We start from the raw sequence: 20,211 nt of genomic DNA on the forward strand, positions 1-20,211 counted from the left end.
TTAGGTTGCCTGCTTCGCTATATTGGCGTAGGAATAATAACGAAGCGCACAACCTTCAGGAGCATCTGTGAGCAAAGACAATCACTTTAAGTACATCAACAACGAACAGCATCAGAGCATCTCGATGTTGACTGCGACTATGAGTGATTTTACCTATGCAAAACATGCTCACGAAGAGTATTCAATTGGCATTACTCTACAGGGGCGGCAAGACTTCTTTTGTCGTAATGCGTTTTATAAAAGCGTACCTGGCAATGTTATTTTGTTTAACCCTGAAGATATTCACGATGGTCACTCTGGCACTGAGCAAAACCTAGAGTATCTAATGCTGTATATTCATCCCGATGAATTTCAGCCTTTGTTCAAAGCGCTAGGATATAAGCAAGATTGCACATTACGTATGGCAAACACCTTATATGCTGATCCATTACTGCGTAATCAAGTGATTCACTTATCAAGGCTTTTACAAACAGATTGCACGAGCAAAATAGAGCGAGAAGCTGCACTACTGCAAATGGCGCAGTCTTTAGTAAGGCTCAACGGAAGCCTTGATTTACCGGCATTAAGCACCCGTGTTGATAGCTTACTACTGCGCGCAAAAGACTATATTTTGGCAAATATCGACAATGACATCTCTATTGATGACATTGCCCATGCTGCCACTATGTCGAAGTTTCATTTTATCCGCCGCTTTCGCGAGCACTTCGGTATTACTCCACATCAATATGTTTTGAACTGTCGTATTAATTATGCCCGTAGAGCGTTACAGGTTGGCCGCGATGCCACCAGCGTGGCGGTTGAATCTGGTTTTGCAGATGCCAGCCACCTCAATCGTAACTTCAAACGAGTATTCGGTATGACACCAAAACAATTTCAACTGCAATGGGCTCGTAGATAGAGCTAAATTACTGATTTGGAGCTGTTATGGCAGATATTTTTGCATATGCTATTGGCATTATGTACACCCCTGGGCCAATCAATTTACTCGGTTTAAGCAGTGGCTTAAATAAACAAACACGTTCACACCTTGGGTTTTTTATCGGCGTGGGTAGCGCGATGTTTATCTTATTTGTGCTGCTTGGCTACCTTGGCTTACAAGTGATCAATCCGCAGTTTTTGCCTTATGTGAGCTTAATTGGTTGCGGCTATATTTTGTATATTGCTTGGAAGGTCGCAAAAGCAAATGTACAAGTGAGTGATACCTCAGGGGATACCTCACTTAGCTTTTTCGATGGCCTGTTTATGCAGCTATTAAATCCAAAAGCCTTGGTGGCCACTTTGCCAATTGCTACGATTCAGTTCCCAAGCGCAGATATTACCGGCGCTGCAATCGTATTTTGGTCTCTTATTTTAGCCATTCTTGCCTTTGGTGCTCCTACAAGTTACTCGTTAGCTGGCTTAATGCTTGGCAAACAAGTATCACGACCGGGTGTTTTTAATGTGTTTAATAAACTGATGGCTGTTTTGTTGGTTTATGTCGCGCTAATGATTGCCTACGAGCATGTGCTGACCCCGTTAATGGCCTAAAATTGATCATCCCGAGCAAACAGGCATAATAGCCTTATTCAGCAAACAGTTATCACAAAACGATGCAAGGCAATCTATCTATTCGCTCTTACAGTACTAAGCCTGTTAGTCATAGCCATGACTATCATCAACTTGTACTGCCTTTAAAAGGTGTGATTGCTATTAGTGTGGGTGATTTTCAAGGTAAAGTCGCCCCCGGTGAATGCGTGGTTGTCAAAGCCTCGCAAACGCACCTGTTTACCGCAATGCCAGAAGCCCGGTTCGTGGTGGCCGATATGCCAAAGCTACCAGATAACCTGGCCACTGCTGAGCGCTGCGTGTTTGCTATTAATCAATCACTTTGGGCATTTTTGCAGTTTGTGGCAAAGCAACTTGAGCAAGCGGTTAATAATGAGTTAGAACTTGCCATGTTTAACACCTTCGATTTGCTGCTAGCTGAGCAAATTATGCAGCCTAAGGTCGACAGCCGAATTAGCGAGGCACTGCTTTATATTGACAGTCACTTAAGCATTGCTCTTCACATCAAACACCTTGCCAGCATTGCCTGTTTAAGCCCAACGCAATTTAAGTTGCTGTTTAAGCAACAAACCGGATTGACTGTCATGAACTATGTAACCAAACAGCGAATGGAAAAAGCCCAAGCCTTACTCAGCCATACCGACTATCCGTTACAACGTATTAGTGAGTTAGTTGGTTACAATGAGCTTTCGTCTTTTAGCCGCAGTTTTTCAAAGTACTTTGGTTTATCACCAAGTAAATTCAAAAAATAACTTTAGTTTTTAACGTCAACAAAACCGTCCTTTTTGTCAAAAATTGCACATCAATTCTGATTATGCTTTTGATATCTTAAATTTAAAGCGAATCACCAATGAACCATACCATCGCGACCATTGCCGTTTTAGTTGCCAGTGTGTTTTGGGGCACAACGGGTACAGCCGCAAGCTTTGCACCAGACATTAACCCTTTTGCAATAGGAGCCTTTGCGATGGGATTTGGCGGGGTATTACTTTGCCTAACCTCACTAACTCAGCTAATAAACAATGCGAGTACACTGCGTAAGCATTACCCTCTAACCCTACTAGGCTCAGCCTGTGTGGCTATATATCCTCTAGCATTTTATACCTCAATGAATAGCGCTGGCGTAGCAATTGGCACTGTTGTTTCGATTGCCAGCGCCCCTTTATTTACCGTCTTATTGGAATACTTAATTGAGAAAAAGCCTTTTGCAACTCGCTGGCTAGTCAGCTTTTGCTTTGGTGCAGTAGGCATTTGCTTAATCGCGTTAGGCAAAGACTCACACTCTGCTGCTAAGGGGCTGTTTAGCCAAAACATCGGCATTTTACTTGGCTTAATTGCAGGGCTTACCTATGCGGGCTATTCATGGGTTGCCAAACGTTTAATTAGCAACGGCGTTCATTCAAGAGCGACTATGGCAAGCCTATTTGGCGGCGCTGCATGTGTACTCTTGCCTTCGTTATTGATCACTGGAGATACGCTTTTTGCCACAGTTACTAATACCAGCGTGGCGCTTTACATGGCCATAGTGCCGATGTTTTTCGGTTATTGGCTATTTAGTATTGGCTTAAAAACCATAGCTGCGAGCCAAGCCGTGCTCATTACTTTACTTGAGCCTATTATCGCCACCGTACTGGCTATCGTGATTTTAAATGAGCAATTTCAGCAAATTGGCTGTCTTGGAATTGGCTTAGTAAGCATTAGTTTGGTAATTCAAACAGTTAATATTAAGCAGTTCGTGATACACTGCAAAAAACGCATATTGACGATTTAAGATGAGAAAAGACAGCCGACTATCGCGGGTTTTACATGTGCTGATCCATTTAAACAGTTACAGCCACCCTGTTACATCAGAGACATTAGCAAACATGTTAATGACCAACCCTGTGGTTGTACGCCGTACTATGGCGTTACTACGTCAAGCGGGTTATGTATCGGCAATAAAAGGTCACAATGGCGGCTGGCTACTGGCCACTCCCTTAACAGACATCACTTTATTTGATATTCACCAAGCGCTTGGCGAAAAGAACCTATTTGTAATTGGTCTAACCGATGAGCACAGCAACTGCCCTATTGAGCATGCAGTTAACAGCGCCCTGCAAAATGCGATGGATGACGCAGAAGCACTGTTATTAAAACGTTTTGCTGAAGTGTCGCTTGCAGAGCTTGCCAGTCAATTTAAAAAGTAGGCTTACCTTGAAAAACTTGGTGACTTCACAAACTTATACAACACTGTAATTGGCAGGGGTTTACTAAAGTAATAGCCTTGTACTTGAGAACACTCAAGCTCTTTCAGTATGTTCAGCTGCTGCTCGCTTTCAACGCCTTCAGCAATTGACTCCATATTTAACGCGCTGGCTAAATCAATCATGGCTTTAACAATTGCCTTATCAGCATCGCTGGGGTTTTCTAAATCATCAATAAATGATTTGTCTATTTTGAGCTTATCAAGCGCAAAGTCTTTTAAGTAATTCATTGATGAGTAGCCTGTGCCAAAGTCATCAATCGACATTTTAAACCCTGCTTCACGCAGTTTAGTAATCGTACTTAAAGCAAACTGAGGGTTACCAATGGCAATTGTTTCCGTTAATTCAAGTTCAATACATTCAGGCTCAATAGAGTAAGTTTGTAATACCGAAATTAAATCACCAAGCAGCTGCTTTTTAACAAACTTCGTTGCCGATAGATTTATTGCAAAGGTCATTGCTGGCATATTGTCATCTTGCCACTGGCGAATTGTTTTAACAGTATTTTCGAATACCCAGTCATCAATTTTGCTAATGAGGCCACTGCTTTCAGCAATGGGAATAAACTCAGCAGGTGATACATTGCCTAATGTTTCGCTGTGCCAACGTAATAATACTTCAACAGCCACCACAGCACCTGAGGCAATATCAATTTGCGGTTGAAAGACTAAATAAAGCTCATTATCTTCAAGGGCAAAATTAAGAGCATTGATGATTTGTAATTGCCTAAGCCCAGATTTATTCATTTCTTCGGCGTAAAATAACGCATTGTTTCTACCTAACCGCTTAACCTCAAACATCGCTGATTCAGCCATTTGCAATAGGGGCTCAAATTCTTTACCATCAATTGGAAACAAGGAAACCCCGACCGATGCTGTAACAACAATGAGTTCATCATTTATTGTAAGTGGCTCACTGATCACTTTTAATAAATCGTGGCTGCTCTTATTTATAGCGCCGGTGGAGGTATAGGGCGTGATAAATGCAAAGCGGTCGCTTTGCAGCCGTGAAACCATAATATGCTCACCCATAAAGTTACAAATTCGCGCACTCAAGCTTTGTAACACTAGGTTGCAACTTGCCATACCCAATGCTTTATTGAGAATTTTAAAGTTATCTAAACCAATTAAAATAAAGGCTGCTTTTGTATCTGCTTGAAGCTTAATGGTTTGTTCAAATTCCATCTGCAACTTGTCTTGGTTTGCAAGCCCCGTTAGCTGATCAAAATAAGAAAGTTGATGTATGAGGGTTTCACTTTCGACTTCTTTGGTTACATCATGCTGAAACGAAATGTAGTTACTTACCTTCCCTTGCTTATCCATTATTGGGTAAATGGTCGTTTGCTCAACAATCACCTTACCGTGCTTGGTCATGTTAACCAAAGCACCCACCCAGGCTTTTCGATTTTTTAAGTGCTCCCACATTGTTTGATAAACAGCTGGTTCAGTTTGACCGGCACTGATTTTATGCGGGCTCTGACCTATTAGTTCATCATACTCGTACTGACACATATCGAGGTAAGCGCGATTCATATACTCAATTTTTGCATCTGTATTGGTAAACATAATGGGGTGTGGGTTTTGCTCAACCGCTTGAGACAATATGTGCATGCGTTTGTTTAGAGTAATTTTATGAAACCATTGCCACACTGACTCAGCCCAAACCGTTAGCATGTTTTTATCTTGTACACTAAACACCTTGCTTTGATGCTGCAAAATAATGGCCATATGGCACTGACTATGGCGTATCACTGGCACCACTAACAATGAGTTAGAGTCGCCAGGTAACCCGTATTCTTTCGCATGTTTTCGGTTAACAATGACAGCTTGCCCTGCCGCAATTTTGCCTTGTAACTTTTCAGTGCACACATCAAAAACATTACCTTTCTGGGCTCGATAATCATGTTGCTTTTGTTCGTTACAAATAAACAAGGCTGCGCCATCGCAATTGGTAATTTCGAGGGCTTGATTAACAGCATAATTCAACAACACATCTTGATCGTCTTGAAACGAAATTTCGGTTAGCTGTAATAAACCCCTATTAAATTTACTTTGCTGAGCAAGTGCCGCCATACGCCCAACTTTATCCGACACATCGCGAGCATTCACCAAATAGGTTGGGCCATCATTATCGTGTTCGAACAAGGTAATCGAAAATTCAAAATGAATAACCCAACCATTTACGCTAATGGGTAAGGTATTGACCAAACAAACAGCTGATTTTTTTGCCTCCATTAACGTGCGCATAAAATCTTGCGCATCAGATTTTTCAAACATACTACTAATATTTTGCCCAACCATCGCTTTAGTAAAGACATGGCTATCGGAGTTATCACTGAAGACTTCGCGAAAAGTACCGTCTTTTTCTAGCTCAAACACAGAGTCTGGCAGTGCAGTAAGTGTTGCTTTTAACTGATTAGAGGAGTTATCTAGTGCTGCATACGGTTTAGTTACAGTTTCAACAAAGAGGATTTTATACAGTAAAAAGTAGGTGAGCCCTTTATATACATGCCCAAAAAAATTAAAGGTGTTGGTGGTATGCGACGCATCATTAGACACCACAAAACAGGCCTCACTTAAAATAGCTAATAGGCAAACTAATGTTTTACCGGCAATATTTAAATTTGTTCTGGGCTTACGAAGTTGTGTCGAAAACATCAAAACAGCGGCACCGTATAGCGCTAAAACAAGTAGATCAATTAAAAACTTAATATGGCTACCACCGACTCCTTCTATGTATATGTCTGGCAGTAAACCTGGAAAATAAAAAAGAGAGCTTGCAATAAACAAACTAAAAAGCAGTAAAGAGGTAAGTAAGGCACGCGCATTTAACGGTTTATATTTAACCCAAATCCCTGCTGCAATAATTAAAAAAGCAGCTCCATTAAATAACCGAGCAATGAGCCAAAAACTTAATACCAAGTTCATGTCTGCATTGCCTTCGTGCATGCTGTCAAAAGCTAAAAAGTGCAATGAATCAAAAATGGCAACGCACAACATGGTGCAAGAAAGTAATAACAGTTTGTAGTTATTGGTGAAATGCCAAGTGTTCCAACCAATTGCAAAAATTAAAAACGAGATCACAACTGAGAACAATTCGACGCTCGTATGCATTGCTACATAAAAAGGAATAGCAGCAATAAGCCCTAATCGCTCAAGTAGTAAGACAATAGCCAGCAGCAATACCCCTACCGCAACATAAGGTACTGTGTGTAAAAGCTCTTTATGATGTGATGGATGAACAACGTATTTCACTATAGTTTTTGACTATGTTTAATTATTACCCTTAGAAAAAAGAATAGTAAAAATAGCTAGTAACGACAGTGAAATACCAAAAAAAGATGAGATCAATGCGCTAAGTATGACTTAGCGCATCTTTTATTATGCTTTTTTGAATGGATTACGGGTATCTTGGTCGGCATCTAGATTACGCATTAAGATTGCGTGATCTAAATCGATATCTTCTGGCAGAGGAATTTTAACAATATGACCAGAGCCTTTTGCATCGCTAATGGCTTCGCCTTTTTTGTTTTCCATAAAATCCAACTTAAAGTTGATGTTGCCTTTTGGTGTCATAAGCTCAAGTGAATGACCAGTACAGAACTTATTTTTCACATCAATTTCAACTAAGCCATTATCGTTGCGACCTAATACTTCACCGACAAACTGCTGTTTATCTGATACCGAATGACCGTACTCATAGTTTTGATAGTCTTGATGTGCATGGCGTTTTAAGAACCCTTCGGTGTAGCCGCGGTGCGCTAAATTCTCAAGAGTTTTAAATAAGTTTGCGTCAAATGGACGGCCAGCAACGGCATCATCAATGGCTTTACGATACACTTGTGCAGTACGAGCAACATAGTAGAAAGACTTGGTACGGCCTTCAATTTTTAAACTATGCACGCCCATTTTCGTCAGTTGATCAACATATTGAACTGCACGTAAATCTTTTGAGTTCATAATGTAAGTGCCATGCTCGTCTTCAAAAGCAGGCATGTACTCACCAGGGCGCCCTTGCTCTTCAAGCATGAATACTTCGTTACTTGGTGCACCATCACCTAGGGTTGGGATCACCGCTTTAGGGTCAATTTTATGCACCATTTCGCCGGTTTCATTCTCGGTGCCTGGTTTCACATCGTAGTTCCATCGACATGCATTGGTACACGTTCCTTGATTTGGATCGCGTTTATTTATATAACCCGATAGCAAACAACGGCCAGAGTACGCCATACAAAGTGCACCGTGAACAAACACTTCAAGTTCTGTATTTGGGCATAGTTCACGAATTTCAGCGATTTCTTCAAGCGATAATTCGCGCGATAAAATGACTCGTTCAATACCCTGCTGAGCCCAAAAGTTCACTGTGGCATAGTTCACCGCATTGGCCTGCACAGATAAGTGAATAGGCATATCTGGCCACTTTTCACGCACTAACATAATAAGCCCAGGATCAGACATGATCAGCGCATCTGGCTGCATCTCAATGACAGGCTCAATATCGCGTAAATACGATTTTACCTTGGCATTGTGAGGAGCAATGTTCGACACCACATACAACTTTTTATTTTGCGCATGGGCTTCGTTGATACCAACTTGCAGATTATCTAGGTCAAACTCATTGTTACGAACACGAAGGCTATAACGAGGCTGGCCAGCGTAAACGGCATCTGCACCATAGGCAAAGGCATAACGCATATTCTTTAAACTACCCGCAGGTGATAACAACTCAGGCGTAAAAGGACGAGGGGTCAAAATAGGTGACGACATGAAAGCTCCACACATCGAACCGAGTACAAGTCGGTTGCATGAATTAATACGATAATGAAGCGCGGCAGTATAATAACCTGCCCAGTAATTTTATTGATCTAGATCATGATTGGTGAAAACTCAGCAAACAAGCTGTGTGCCAATAAAAAGAAAAAAGGTGACCAATCCTATGGCCACCTTTTTAGATCAAACTCAATTAACTATCCAGGGTAATTGGTTTGGATTTGCTAATGTTAACAGCCAAAAAAGCTACAACATATATTCTTTAATAATTATGTAGTTATATTATATGCTAAATGTGATTTTTTGATTACAAAAACTACAACAACAGCACTTCTTCAGTTTCAAGCGCAAAGGTTTTGCCGTTTGCAAAACTAATATCGATATAAAAAATATGGCTACTTTCAATTTCAGGAGCTTGGTTAGGTTTTAGTTCAATAAATATAGGTGCAATAGTGGGGAATACGCTTGTGAAGTCTTCTACACTGGCATAGTTGCCATCACTGTAATAATCAAAATCATTAACAAACATCTCTGTGATATCAAACACGCTATTTAAACTCGTACCCGCGGTGAATTCATTGTTGTAATCAGCGCTTGAGTAAATATTAATAGCTGTAATGGTATTCGCGCTCCCTAGTACCACAGCTGGGATAGCACACTCTGCATACTCTTTATTAGGGTCGGGCTCATTTCCTTCACTATAAACACCTTCACCAACACCGCCTAATTTAATGGTATAGGCATCATAGGCGAGTGCTGTATTAGCTGCGCTTTGCTCTGGGGTTACAACATAATTATTAATATCGATTGCAATGGGGTAAGGAGAGCACTCAAGCTCATCGTTTGAGTCTGAATTACAGCCAGCTAAACAGCTTGCAAGTAAACTAGCCAGTAAAAGATTTTTCATTATTGTCCTTATTAGTTTTATCATTTCTTGAGTTAATAATTGCCTATAAAATAGCCCGCAACAAGTACTTAACTGCTAAAATTCGCTCACACTTTATACCCGCGTTGCTATACATGGTTAGGGTTCATGAAAATGCCATCAAATGACTATTTAATTAAATTAGGAATTTTCACGTAAAGCGCGTATAATTCGCGCCCGTTAATATTTAACCTTTTAAATTTAAAATTATTGGAGCATAAAGATGGCTTTAGAGCGTACTTTTTCAATCGTAAAACCTGATGCAGTTGCTAAAAACCACATCGGTGCTATCTACAACCGTTTCGAAACTGCGGGTCTTAAAATCGTTGCAGCTAAAATGGTTCACCTTTCAAAAGAAAAAGCTGAAGGTTTCTACGCTGAGCACAGCGAGCGTCCTTTCTTCGGTGCTTTAGTTGAGTTCATGACATCTGGTCCAGTAATGGTTACTGTTCTTGAAGGTGAGAACGCAGTACTTAAAAACCGTGAAATCATGGGTGCTACTAACCCTGCTGAAGCACTAGCTGGTACTTTACGTGCTGACTACGCAGACAGCATCGACGAAAATGCTGTTCACGGTTCTGACGCTGTTGAATCAGCTGCACGTGAAATCGCATACTTCTTCGCTGACGAAGAAATCTGCCCACGTACTCGTTAATTTCGAGTTCACAGCTAAGTCTGTGATGCAGAAGAAAAAGGGCTTTCGGGCCCTTTTTTAGTCATTAGCTAAGCTTATTGTAAATATGTTTAGCTAATGACTAAGTCGATTAAATAATGTACAATCGCGCACCCAAACTACTTACCACCGTCACTGATTGAGGTTGTTTCATGACCACTGAAAAAAAGATTAACTTATTAGATTTAAACCGAGATGCAATGCGTGAGCTTTTTGTATCATTCGGTGAAAAGCCATTCCGTGGCGATCAGGTGATGAAATGGATTTATCATTTTGGCGTAGACAATTTTGACGACATGACAAACGTCAACAAAAAGCTAAAAGAAAAACTAAAAGCTGAATGTGAAATTGTTGCTCCTGAAATCTCAGTTAGACAACAGGCAAGTGATGGCACCATCAAATACGCCCTGATGCTACAAGGTGGCCAAGAAGTAGAAGCTGTTTGGATCCCAGAAAAAGACCGTGCAACATTATGTGTTTCATCACAAGTAGGTTGTGCCCTTGAGTGTACTTTCTGCTCAACAGCACAACAAGGCTTTAACCGTAACTTATCTGTATCTGAGATCATCGGTCAGGTATGGCGTGTTGCAAAAGACATTGGTTTAAACGGCGATAGCACTAAGCGACCAGTTACTAACGTGGTAATGATGGGTATGGGTGAGCCATTACTCAACCTTAAAAATGTAGTACCAGCAATGGAACTTATGATGGACGACTGGGGTTTTGGTTTATCAAAGCGTCGCGTTACTTTAAGTACCTCTGGTGTGGTGCCTGCTCTTGATTTATTAAAAGAGAAAATTGACGTAGCGCTGGCTATTTCACTTCACGCGCCAAACAATGAACTACGTGATGTACTGGTACCAATTAATAAAAAGTACCCTATCGAAGAGTTCTTAGCGGCGTGTCGTCGTTATATTGATGGCTCTAAAGCAAACAAAGATGTGACTATCGAATACGTGATGCTACAAGGTGTAAACGACAGCACAGATCAAGCACACGAATTGGTTAAAACATTAAAAGGAACACCTTCAAAAGTGAACCTAATTCCGTTTAACCCATTCCCAGGTAATGAATATGGCCGTTCGAGCAACAGCCGCATCGACCGCTTCTCTAAAGTATTACAAGCAGCGGGAATTACCTGTATTGTTCGCCGTACCCGTGGTGATGATATTGACGCAGCTTGTGGGCAATTAGTGGGTGATGTTGTAGACCGAACTAAACGTTTAGCGAAAAAGAAAATGCGCGAAGATAACGCTATTGCGGTAAATGTTCACCAAGCATAAGCGTAATTTCTAAAGATAAGCCTTTGTGACAAACTCGTTATTTTTAAAATAATAGATGCAACACAAAGGCTTTTCGGTAAGATAGGCATACGGAATCAAAGAAGAGATTAGGTAATGCGTTCTATACTTGCCATTACTGTTGGTGCATTCGCATTAACAGGGTGTGTTACAGAAAACAGCTACGAAGGTAGCGACAGACCCGTTGTTGAAAAACAGGTTAATAATACCGGTGCTGCCCGTACTCGTATCGCCCTTGCGTTACAGTACTTAAAAACAGGCAACAACTCGCAAGCAAAATATAATTTAGAACGCGCCGCAGATTTTGCACCTGACCTCCCAGAAGTTCACTACTCTTTAGCTTATTACTATCAACAAGTTGATGAACCTGAGCTAGCCGATAAAGCCTATCAACGCGCACTAAAAATCGCCCCTAATGATCCGAACACCTTAAATAACTATGGTGTCTTTTTGTGTGGCATTGGCGAATATGATCGCGCTGCAGAAGAACTTCTTAAAGCGATTGCTGTTCCTAGCTATATCCGTGTAGCTGAAAGTTACGAAAACTTAGCCTTATGTGCGATTGAATTTGATGATTTTGAAAACGCAGAAAAATATCTAAAATCTGCGCTAAACCACAGCTCGCAGCGTCCATCATCAATGATTAGTCTTGCTGGTTTATATTACGCAAAAAGCGATCTTCACAAAGCTGAAGATATCATTGAAAGATACGAATCGTTAGGCCGCGTAACCCCCCGTGCACTCATGCTCAGCTACTTAATTCAGCAACGGATGGGCCATATTGAAAAAGCCGAAACAACGGCAGGTATCATTTTACAAACCTACCCAGGTTCGAGCGAAGCAAAAGCAATTACTACAGGGAGAACTAAACGCTCAGAATTTGAAGTTCTACGTGAAAAATACCGTCAAGCGCAGCTTGAAGAACTGAAAATCTCAAGCGATAACAGCACGGTTAGCAAAGATCAGCCAAAAATTCGCATCGTGAAAAGAAAAGCGCCTGCTAAACAAGCTGTTGTTGCACAGGCGCCAGTGGCTGCTACCGGGCAAAGCCTTGTAAAGACCACAAATGTTCCAACAACTAATGAACAAACTTCTCTAGTTGAGCAGCCAACTGTAAACAAAACTCAACCCGAGCCACAAACTGTAGCGCAAAGTAATAAGCAGGTGCCTACTGAGGTAAACTCAGACAGCGAAGAAAAGCCCGTAACAGAGACACTCGCCTCTTCTCAAACAGTCAATACAACGCCAGAGACGCTCACAAAGCAAACTGACGAAGGTTTCCAAACGGTTAGCTCTCGAAAAGTTGAACAGACTGCTGTTATTGCAAAGCAACAAACAAGCACGCAAAGCAATGATGAAGTGACCATAGTGTCATTTGGTGCACCGCAAACGCCAAGCGTTCAACAACAAACGCCAGCAAACTCGCAAAATACCAAAAATGATGCCAGCACTGTGGTGTTTTACGAAGCAGAAAAAGACGAAAACGTATTTAGTGGCAGTCAAACAACGACGTCAACCGCCAATAGCACTGACTTTAGCGTGACAAACGAGCCGCTTAACTTACCCATGCTGAACGCAAATGTACCGGCGCTGAATATCCCGTATCATATTATTGAAAATGGTGAAAACCTCTTTAGCATTTCGGTGCGATACAATGTTAAACTACAGAAGATTTTGCTGTGGAATGGCTTAAAAGAATCGGATCGTGTACAAAACGGTACTCGCATTTATTTGAACGATCCGAACATTTATCACGACATCAATGATGGCGACACACTCTTTAGCATAGCCACACAGCATAGCGTATTGATCGATCAGTTAATGCGCTGGAACAAATTGAGCCCAGATGTAGCCCTAGAACCTGGGCATAGACTCTTATTGGTAGATCCAGACTCATACGCATTATGAATGAAGAAAACAATTTAGAACAACCACAAGAAACGCTCGGCCAAGCGCTAAAAAAGCGCCGCGAAGACGCAGGAATGAGCCTTGAGCAACTTGCTGGTGCATTAAAGTTATCAGTTTTACAGTTACAACGACTAGAAAACGACGAGCACGAACTACTAGGCCCTGCGACCTTTGTAAAAGGTTATATCAGAAGCTATTGCCGTGAGCTTAGAATCGATAGCCAAGCCATGCTTGAATTACTGCCAGAGCACGTTGAGCCTGAGAAAAAGTCAAAAATGCAGAGCTTTTCTCGCCGCACAGAAAAAGAAGCACATGACAGCCGTTTAATGCTGTTTAGCTACTTTATCTTAGCGGTGATCATTGGTTCGTCTGTGTTTTGGTGGTGGCAAAATAGCAACCAGAATATCGAAGAGCCGGTCACGACTGCGATGCCAAATCAGCTCGAAAGCAGTGATATTTCACCCGACTTAGCTGTAGAAGCGCCAGTTGAAGAAACCATTCAACCACTCGCTGAAGGCGAGCAAGAAATAGTTCAGCCTGAAGCTGATGCGCCAACGACCAGCAACGAAGCACAAAATCAAGCTGCATCACAAAACCAACCTGCTGCTCAGCCACAAACTGAAAAGGCTGATCCTGAGCATAGCGAAGTGGTGATGCACTTCAATGAAGATAGCTGGGTAGAAATTCACGATGGCAACGGCGATCGTATTGCTTTTGGTGTTAAAAAAGCAGGTTACATTATGACAGTAACCGGCCCACAGCCGTTTAATGTAGTATTAGGCAAGCACCAAGTAGTCGATATTACTTTTCAAGGTCAAGCCGTCGATACCTCACATTTTGCCAAAAATCGCTTAGCTAAATTTACTTTACCGTTATCAGAGTAACCGCAATGTTTTCAGAATCTCCTATTAAACGCAGAAAATCGACCCGTATTAACGTAGGTAACGTGCCAATTGGTGATGGTGCGCCAATTGCCGTTCAGTCGATGACTAACACCAACACCCTAGATATCGATGCAACGGTTGCACAAATTCAAGCTATTCAAGATGCCGGCGCCGATATTGTGCGTGTGTCTGTACCTACCATGGAAGCAGCTGAAGCATTTAAAAGCATTAAAGAACAAGTCACTATCCCGCTGGTAACAGATATTCACTTTGATTACCGTATTGCATTAAAAGTGGCTCAGTATGGTGCGGATTGTTTACGTATAAACCCGGGTAACATTGGTAGCGAAGAGCGTATTCGTGCCGTTGTAGACTCTGCACGTGAGCATAACATCCCTATTCGTATTGGTGTTAATGGCGGCTCATTAGAGCGCGACTTACAAGAAAAATACGGTGAACCAACGCCAGAAGCTTTACTTGAATCAGCTATGCGCCATGTTGAGATCTTACAACGTTTAGACTTTGACCAATTCAAAGTATCCGTTAAAGCGTCAGATGTATTTTTAGCGGTCGGTGCATATCGATTACTTGCGAAAGAAATCGACCAGCCACTGCATTTAGGTATTACCGAAGCAGGCGGTATGCGCTCAGGTTCGGTTAAATCGGCTGTTGGTTTAGGTATGCTACTTGCCGAAGGCATTGGTGACACATTACGCGTATCACTTGCTGCCGATCCGGTACAAGAGATCAAAGTGGGTTTTGATATTTTAAAATCATTACGCATTCGCTCACGCGGTATTAACTTTATTGCCTGCCCGAGCTGCTCACGCCAAGAGTTTGATGTGGTAAGCACCATGAACCAACTTGAAGAGCGCCTTGAAGACGTGGTTGAGCCTATGTCAGTGTCGGTGATTGGTTGTGTAGTTAATGGTCCTGGCGAAGCGCTGGTTAGTGATATCGGCCTTGCTGGTGCCAACCGTCGCTCTGGCTTATACATCAATGGTGAGCGCCAAAAAGCACGTATCGATAACGATAACATTGTCGACCAACTTGAAGGCTATGTGCGCGACTTTATCGCTAAAAAAGAGAAAGAAACGCCAATCGACATCAAAATCGTTGAATAATTCGCATATACTCGGCAAACCCTTGGGTTTGCCGTTTACCTTTATAGCCAAAACGCTATAATAGCGGGTCAATTTTTTAGTTTTTCTTGAGGCGCGATTTTTTCAGCGCAAGTACAGTATTTAGGATTTATCAGTGGCAAAACAAATTCAGGCAGTTCGTGGTATGAACGATTGTCTGCCAGGCGATACGCAAATTTGGCAGAAAGTAGAAGACATTTTACGTGAAACAGTTTCATCGTTTGGTTATCAAGAAATTCGTTTTCCAATTGTTGAATCAACCGACCTATTCAAGCGCTCTATCGGTGAAGTAACCGATATCGTCGAAAAAGAAATGTACACCTTTGCAGACCGTAATGGCGATAACTTAACACTTCGCCCTGAAGGTACGGCAGTATGTGTGCGTGCAGGTAATCAAAACGGTTTACTGTATAACCAAGAACAACGTTTATGGTACATGGGCCCGATGTTCCGTCACGAGCGTCCACAAAAAGGTCGTTACCGTCAATTCCACCAATTTGGTTTAGAAACATTCGGCATTGCCACTGCCGATATTGATGCAGAAGTTATTTTGCTGACAGCCCAATTATGGAAAGAGTTTGGTATCAATGAACACGTTCGTCTTGAGCTTAACTCACTGGGTTCAAATGAAGCGCGTGCAGACTACCGTGATGCACTTGTTGCTTACTTAGAGCAACACGTCGATGTACTTGATGAAGACTCTAAGCGTCGTATGCACACCAACCCTTTACGTGTGTTAGATAGCAAAAACCCTGATGTACAAGCTATTTTAACTGATGCGCCTAAACTATCTGAGCACTTAGACGCTGAATCAAAAGAACATTTTGAAAATTTATGTGAACGTTTAGACGCTGCAGGCGTCGAATACACGGTAAATGAAAAGCTTGTACGTGGCCTTGACTACTATAACCGCACTGTTTTTGAGTGGGTAACCGATAGCCTAGGCGCACAAGGAACCGTTTGTGCCGGTGGTCGTTACGATGGTCTAGTTGAACAACTAGGCGGTAAAGCAACACCAGCGGTAGGTTTTGCAATGGGTCTTGAGCGTTTAGTGTTACTACTTCAAGCGCTAGAAAGTGTAGGTGACATCCGCCGTAGTGCTGATGTATATTTGGCAGCCATGGGCGATAAAGCCAGCATTCAAGCGCCTATCATTGCCGCTCAATTACGTAAAGATGTTGCAGGTCTACGTGTTATGGTGCACGCAGGCGGTGGCAACTTTAAAAAGCAATTAAAACGCGCAGATAAAAGCGATGCGCTAGTCGCAGTTATTATCGGCGAAGATGAATTAGAACAAGGCGTTGTGACTATTAAGTACTTACGTGAGCGTAAAGAACAAGTCACCTTAGAACTAGAAGAAGCGAAAACGCTACTAGCTGAGCTTATTTAAGCCCAGCTAGCAACAGAGGTAAGCATGGAAATTTATTCAACAGAAGAACAACAAGAAGAAGCGATCAAACGCTTTTTCCGTGAAAACGGTTTAGCACTTGCAATTGGTATTGTTGCAGGTTTAGGTGGTTTATATGGTTGGAAAGCTTATAACCAAAACCAAATCACCACAGCTGAGAAAGCATCTGACTCTTTCACACAACTTGTTGAAAGCGGTGCCGTGCTAGAAAAAGCGGATACGTTTATTAAAGACAATGGCGAGTCAAGCTACAGCACGCTAACAGCATTTGTAGCAGCGAAAGAAGCCGTTGAAAAGAATGACCTTGATGCAGCAAGCGAAAAGCTTAACTGGATCATCACCAACGAGCAAAACCCTGAGCTTAAAGCAACGGCAACAACGCGCCTTGCTCGTGTTCACCTTGCACAAAAGCAATATGAGCAAGCGTTAACAACGCTAAACGCCCAGCTTCCAGCATCATTTGCTGCTGCAGTCGCTGAATTAAAAGGCGATGTTTATGCTGCACAAGGCGACAAAGACCAAGCTCGCAGCCAATACCAAGCTGCTGCTGATAATGGCGGCCTTGAAAACAATCCGTTATTACAAATTAAACTTGATGACTTAGCACAAACTAGCCCAGCGGCGTAAGGGGTTAAGATGAAGAAGTTAACAGCGGCAACACTTGCTCTGTGTATCGCAACCCTGACTGGGTGTTCGTCAAGTGATGACGAAGAAGAACTAGTACTGCCTGAAATTGTTAATCAATTTGAGACAGAAGTGGTTTGGCAAGAATCAATTGGTGATGGTGTTCAGCACTATTTCTCGCGCTTAACGCCGGCTATTCATAACGATGTTGTGTATGTAGCAAACCGCGAAGGTGAAGTTGAAGCCCTATCGCTTGAAAATGGCGATACGCTATGGCAAACCGATGTACGTGAAAACCCAGCCTTTTGGCCTTGGGAAACCACAGAAAGTGCCAAGCTATCGGGCGGTATTTTACAAGCTTACGGCAAAATTTTCGTTGGTTCTGAGCATGGTTACTTAACTGCTCTTGACCGTGAAACAGGTGAAATCGTTTGGCGCAAAACTATGCCAGGCGAAGTACTTTCTAAACCAGCTGCAGGCGACGGCCTAATTTTTGTAAACCTAGGCTCAGGTAAATTATTAGCTGTACACCCAGATACAGGTGAAGAGCGTTGGAGCTTTGAACAAGAAGTGCCACCACTAACGCTACGTGGTCAAAGTTCACCAACTGTAGCCAACGGTGGTGTATTACTAGGTCTTGAAACAGGTAAATTAAGCGTATTAATTTCTGAAAATGGTTACTCTGCGTGGAGTGCTGAAATTGCTTCTCCAAAAGGTGCGTCTGAGTTTGAACGTTTGGTTGATGTAGATACACAAGCATTAATCAGCGGTCCATATGCTTATGCAATCGCCTATAATGGTAACTTAGCAGCCGTTGATATTCGTTCTGGTAATGTTGTTTGGAAACGTGAGTACAGCAGCTACCGTGATTTATCGATGGATAGCCAGTCTATCTATGTTGTTGATAGCGATGGTGTTGTTTACGGTCTGGATAAAACATCAGGTATTGAGCGTTGGAGCCAACCGGCACTGCGCGGCTGGTACTTAACAGGCCCTACCGTGGCTGGTAAATATTTAGCACTAGGTGACCAAGAAGGTAACCTACACTGGTTAGACAAAGAAACGGGCGAGCTTGTATCGCGCGAAGACTTTGACAGCTCAGGTTTCTTTATTGAGCCAGTTGTTGCCGGTGATAAATTAATTATATACACCCGAGATGGTGAAGTTAGCGCGGTTAAAATTCCAAACTAACTTACTAATAGTAAATGTTATTTTTCTAAGGCTTCGCTTGGCGAAGCCTTTTGTTGTTTTTTTAAGAGGTAGTTTATGCTTCCCGTGATCGCTCTTGTTGGGCGACCCAATGTGGGCAAATCCACATTATTTAACCGTTTAACACGTACTCGTGACGCCCTCGTAGCCGACTTTCCAGGCTTAACACGAGATAGAAAATATGGCCAAGCTGATTACGATGGCTATGAATTTATCGTGGTAGACACGGGTGGTATTGACGGTTCTGAGCAAGGTATCGAAACTGAAATGGCTGAGCAATCGCTACTAGCGATTGAAGAAGCCGATATCGTGCTATTTTTAGTTGATGCCCGCGCAGGTATGACCGCCGCAGACCAAGCGATTGCTAACCACCTTCGTAAACAACAAAAGAAATGTTTTGTTGTGGCAAACAAAGTTGATGGCATTGATGCAGATTCATACTGTGCTGAGTTCTACCAGTTAAGCTTAGGTGACGTGCATCACATTGCTGCGGCGCATGGCCGTGGTATAACGCAATTACTTGAAACAACTCTACAGCCTGTTATTGCAGAACTTGCAGGCGAAGCTGAAGAACTTGAAGAAAGTGATGACGAATTGGTTGATCTTTACAGCGAAGATGAAGAAGGCGAAGACAACCAGCAAGCCTTTGCTGACAAGCCAGTAAAGCTTGCTATTATCGGTCGCCCTAACGTTGGTAAGTCAACACTTACAAACCGTATCTTAGGTGAAGAACGTGTAATCGTTTACGATATGCCGGGTACAACCCGTGATTCTATCTATATTCCAATGACACGTAACGACAAAGAGTACATTCTTATTGATACTGCGGGTGTTCGTAAGCGTAAGAAAGTAAGCGATGTTGTAGAAAAATTCTCTGTGATCAAAACCCTTAAAGCGATTGAAGACGCTAACGTGGTATTGCTTGTGGTTGATGCGCGCGAAGGTATTTCTGATCAAGATTTAAGCTTACTAGGTTTTGCCTTAAACGCAGGTCGTTCATTGGTTGTTGCTGTTAACAAATGGGACGGCCTTGACGATTACGTTAAAGAACGTATTAAGTCAGAGCTTGACCGTCGTTTAGGTTTCATCGATTTCGCACGTTTACACTTTATCTCAGCTTTACATGGCACAGGTGTAGGTCACTTATTTGAATCGGTAGACGAAGCATACGAATCAGCAACTAAACGTATTAGCACAGCGATGCTGCGTCGTATCATGGATATGGCACAAGCCGATCACCAACCGCCACTTGTTCGCGGTCGTCGTGTAAAACTTAAATATGCTCACGCAGGTGGCTATAACCCACCACGTATCGTGATCCACGGTAACCAAGTTCATGACTTACCTGATAGCTACAAACGCTACTTAATGAACTACTACCGTAAAGCATTAGGTATTATGGGTACGCCGATTAAAATTGAATTTAGAGAAGGCGATAATCCATACGCGGGTCGTACTAATAAAGTGACTTTATCGCAAAAACGTAAAATTCGTGCATTTGCGAAAGAAAACCGCAACAAGTCGTAGCTACTACAGCTAAGCTTTAAGTATTAAAAAAACCTTGTGAGTATGACTTACAA

Annotated in this window: 17 protein-coding genes; 14 read left to right on the forward strand and 3 right to left on the reverse strand. The window is 42.2% G+C overall.

Annotated features, from left to right (window positions below):
• Window positions 1-67: 67 nt before the first annotated feature.
• The 5 genes from AADY36_RS17380 to AADY36_RS17400 all read left to right on the forward strand — a co-directional run bounded on the left by AADY36_RS17380 (window position 68) and on the right by AADY36_RS17400 (window position 3,731).
• A complete protein-coding gene (locus tag AADY36_RS17380; RefSeq protein WP_054562620.1) occupies window positions 68-898 on the forward strand; it encodes a helix-turn-helix transcriptional regulator in 831 nt (276 codons plus the stop codon).
• Window positions 899-924: 26 nt separating this feature from the next.
• A complete protein-coding gene (locus AADY36_RS17385; protein WP_055022051.1) occupies window positions 925-1,527 on the forward strand; it encodes a LysE family translocator in 603 nt (200 codons plus the stop codon).
• A 62-nt stretch (window positions 1,528-1,589) separates the two neighbouring features.
• Window positions 1,590-2,297: an AraC family transcriptional regulator gene (locus tag AADY36_RS17390; RefSeq protein ID WP_054562622.1), complete on the forward strand. Its 708-nt coding sequence runs from the start codon at window positions 1,590-1,592 to the stop codon at window positions 2,295-2,297.
• A gap of 98 nt (window positions 2,298-2,395) precedes the next feature.
• Window positions 2,396-3,316, forward strand: coding sequence for a DMT family transporter (locus AADY36_RS17395; RefSeq protein WP_342409348.1), 921 nt, complete (start codon window positions 2,396-2,398; stop codon window positions 3,314-3,316).
• A 1-nt stretch (window position 3,317) separates the two neighbouring features.
• Window positions 3,318-3,731, forward strand: coding sequence for an Rrf2 family transcriptional regulator (locus AADY36_RS17400; RefSeq protein ID WP_054562624.1), 414 nt, complete (start codon window positions 3,318-3,320; stop codon window positions 3,729-3,731).
• A gap of 2 nt (window positions 3,732-3,733) precedes the next feature.
• On the opposite strand, the gene AADY36_RS17405 is transcribed toward AADY36_RS17400, so the two are convergent.
• The 3 genes from AADY36_RS17405 to AADY36_RS17415 form a co-directional block, all read right to left on the reverse strand.
• Window positions 3,734-7,042: a bifunctional diguanylate cyclase/phosphodiesterase gene (locus AADY36_RS17405; RefSeq protein WP_054562625.1), complete on the reverse strand. Its 3,309-nt coding sequence runs from the start codon at window positions 7,040-7,042 to the stop codon at window positions 3,734-3,736.
• Between the two features lie 126 nt (window positions 7,043-7,168).
• The gene (gene trhP / locus AADY36_RS17410) at window positions 7,169-8,554 is read right to left on the reverse strand and encodes a prephenate-dependent tRNA uridine(34) hydroxylase TrhP (protein ID WP_054562626.1); all 1,386 of its coding nucleotides are present in this window, start codon (window positions 8,552-8,554) and stop codon (window positions 7,169-7,171) included.
• Window positions 8,555-8,873: 319 nt separating this feature from the next.
• Window positions 8,874-9,464, reverse strand: coding sequence for a DUF5034 domain-containing protein (locus tag AADY36_RS17415; RefSeq protein WP_239964852.1), 591 nt, complete (start codon window positions 9,462-9,464; stop codon window positions 8,874-8,876).
• A gap of 241 nt (window positions 9,465-9,705) precedes the next feature.
• On the opposite strand from AADY36_RS17415, the gene ndk reads away from it, so the two are divergent.
• The 9 genes from ndk to der all read left to right on the forward strand — a co-directional run bounded on the left by ndk (window position 9,706) and on the right by der (window position 20,158).
• Entirely contained in the window at window positions 9,706-10,137 is a 432-nt protein-coding gene (ndk, locus tag AADY36_RS17420) for a nucleoside-diphosphate kinase (protein ID WP_036972405.1), read from the forward strand.
• Window positions 10,138-10,307: 170 nt separating this feature from the next.
• Window positions 10,308-11,438: a bifunctional tRNA (adenosine(37)-C2)-methyltransferase TrmG/ribosomal RNA large subunit methyltransferase RlmN gene (locus AADY36_RS17425; protein WP_239964020.1), complete on the forward strand. Its 1,131-nt coding sequence runs from the start codon at window positions 10,308-10,310 to the stop codon at window positions 11,436-11,438.
• A 114-nt stretch (window positions 11,439-11,552) separates the two neighbouring features.
• Entirely contained in the window at window positions 11,553-13,364 is a 1,812-nt protein-coding gene (gene pilW, locus AADY36_RS17430; RefSeq protein WP_342409349.1) for a type IV pilus biogenesis/stability protein PilW, read from the forward strand.
• On the forward strand, window positions 13,361-14,248 hold the full coding sequence (locus AADY36_RS17435) for a RodZ domain-containing protein (RefSeq protein ID WP_054562630.1): 888 nt from the start codon (window positions 13,361-13,363) through the stop codon (window positions 14,246-14,248). The genes pilW and AADY36_RS17435 overlap by 4 nt, the downstream gene beginning before the upstream one ends.
• 5 nt (window positions 14,249-14,253) lie before the next feature.
• A complete protein-coding gene (gene ispG / locus AADY36_RS17440) occupies window positions 14,254-15,372 on the forward strand; it encodes a flavodoxin-dependent (E)-4-hydroxy-3-methylbut-2-enyl-diphosphate synthase (RefSeq protein WP_054553525.1) in 1,119 nt (372 codons plus the stop codon).
• A 133-nt stretch (window positions 15,373-15,505) separates the two neighbouring features.
• Window positions 15,506-16,780 carry a histidine--tRNA ligase gene (gene hisS / locus AADY36_RS17445; protein WP_342409350.1) on the forward strand — a complete coding sequence of 425 codons (1,275 nt, stop codon included), beginning with the start codon at window positions 15,506-15,508 and terminating at the stop codon, window positions 16,778-16,780.
• A gap of 24 nt (window positions 16,781-16,804) precedes the next feature.
• Complete coding sequence (locus tag AADY36_RS17450; RefSeq protein WP_055022059.1) at window positions 16,805-17,425, forward strand: YfgM family protein; 621 nt, start codon at window positions 16,805-16,807, stop codon at window positions 17,423-17,425.
• Window positions 17,426-17,434: 9 nt separating this feature from the next.
• Window positions 17,435-18,613, forward strand: a complete 1,179-nt coding sequence (gene bamB / locus AADY36_RS17455; RefSeq protein WP_342409351.1) for an outer membrane protein assembly factor BamB — start codon at window positions 17,435-17,437, stop codon at window positions 18,611-18,613.
• A gap of 75 nt (window positions 18,614-18,688) precedes the next feature.
• Entirely contained in the window at window positions 18,689-20,158 is a 1,470-nt protein-coding gene (der, locus tag AADY36_RS17460; RefSeq protein ID WP_054553521.1) for a ribosome biogenesis GTPase Der, read from the forward strand.
• Window positions 20,159-20,211 lie beyond the last annotated feature (53 nt).

Source organism: Pseudoalteromonas sp. D15MCD-2 (assembly GCF_038562745.1).
In the GTDB taxonomy this organism is placed as follows: domain Bacteria; phylum Pseudomonadota; class Gammaproteobacteria; order Enterobacterales; family Alteromonadaceae; genus Pseudoalteromonas.

Excerpts from the sequence above, each read along its gene's own strand:
- AADY36_RS17385 (WP_055022051.1), top strand. The coding sequence starts at position 925 with ATGGCAGATATTTTTGCATATGCTATTGGCATTATGTACACCCCTGGG.
- AADY36_RS17415 (WP_239964852.1), bottom strand. The coding sequence starts at position 9,464 with ATGAAAAATCTTTTACTGGCTAGTTTACTTGCAAGCTGTTTAGCTGGC.
- der (WP_054553521.1), top strand. The coding sequence starts at position 18,689 with ATGCTTCCCGTGATCGCTCTTGTTGGGCGACCCAATGTGGGCAAATCC.
- trhP (WP_054562626.1), bottom strand. The coding sequence starts at position 8,554 with ATGTCGTCACCTATTTTGACCCCTCGTCCTTTTACGCCTGAGTTGTTA.
- AADY36_RS17400 (WP_054562624.1), top strand. The coding sequence starts at position 3,318 with ATGAGAAAAGACAGCCGACTATCGCGGGTTTTACATGTGCTGATCCAT.
- bamB (WP_342409351.1), top strand. The coding sequence starts at position 17,435 with ATGAAGAAGTTAACAGCGGCAACACTTGCTCTGTGTATCGCAACCCTG.
- pilW (WP_342409349.1), top strand. The coding sequence starts at position 11,553 with ATGCGTTCTATACTTGCCATTACTGTTGGTGCATTCGCATTAACAGGG.
- AADY36_RS17425 (WP_239964020.1), top strand. The coding sequence starts at position 10,308 with ATGACCACTGAAAAAAAGATTAACTTATTAGATTTAAACCGAGATGCA.
- AADY36_RS17450 (WP_055022059.1), top strand. The coding sequence starts at position 16,805 with ATGGAAATTTATTCAACAGAAGAACAACAAGAAGAAGCGATCAAACGC.
- ndk (WP_036972405.1), top strand. The coding sequence starts at position 9,706 with ATGGCTTTAGAGCGTACTTTTTCAATCGTAAAACCTGATGCAGTTGCT.
- AADY36_RS17390 (WP_054562622.1), top strand. The coding sequence starts at position 1,590 with ATGCAAGGCAATCTATCTATTCGCTCTTACAGTACTAAGCCTGTTAGT.
- AADY36_RS17435 (WP_054562630.1), top strand. The coding sequence starts at position 13,361 with ATGAATGAAGAAAACAATTTAGAACAACCACAAGAAACGCTCGGCCAA.
- AADY36_RS17395 (WP_342409348.1), top strand. The coding sequence starts at position 2,396 with ATGAACCATACCATCGCGACCATTGCCGTTTTAGTTGCCAGTGTGTTT.
- ispG (WP_054553525.1), top strand. The coding sequence starts at position 14,254 with ATGTTTTCAGAATCTCCTATTAAACGCAGAAAATCGACCCGTATTAAC.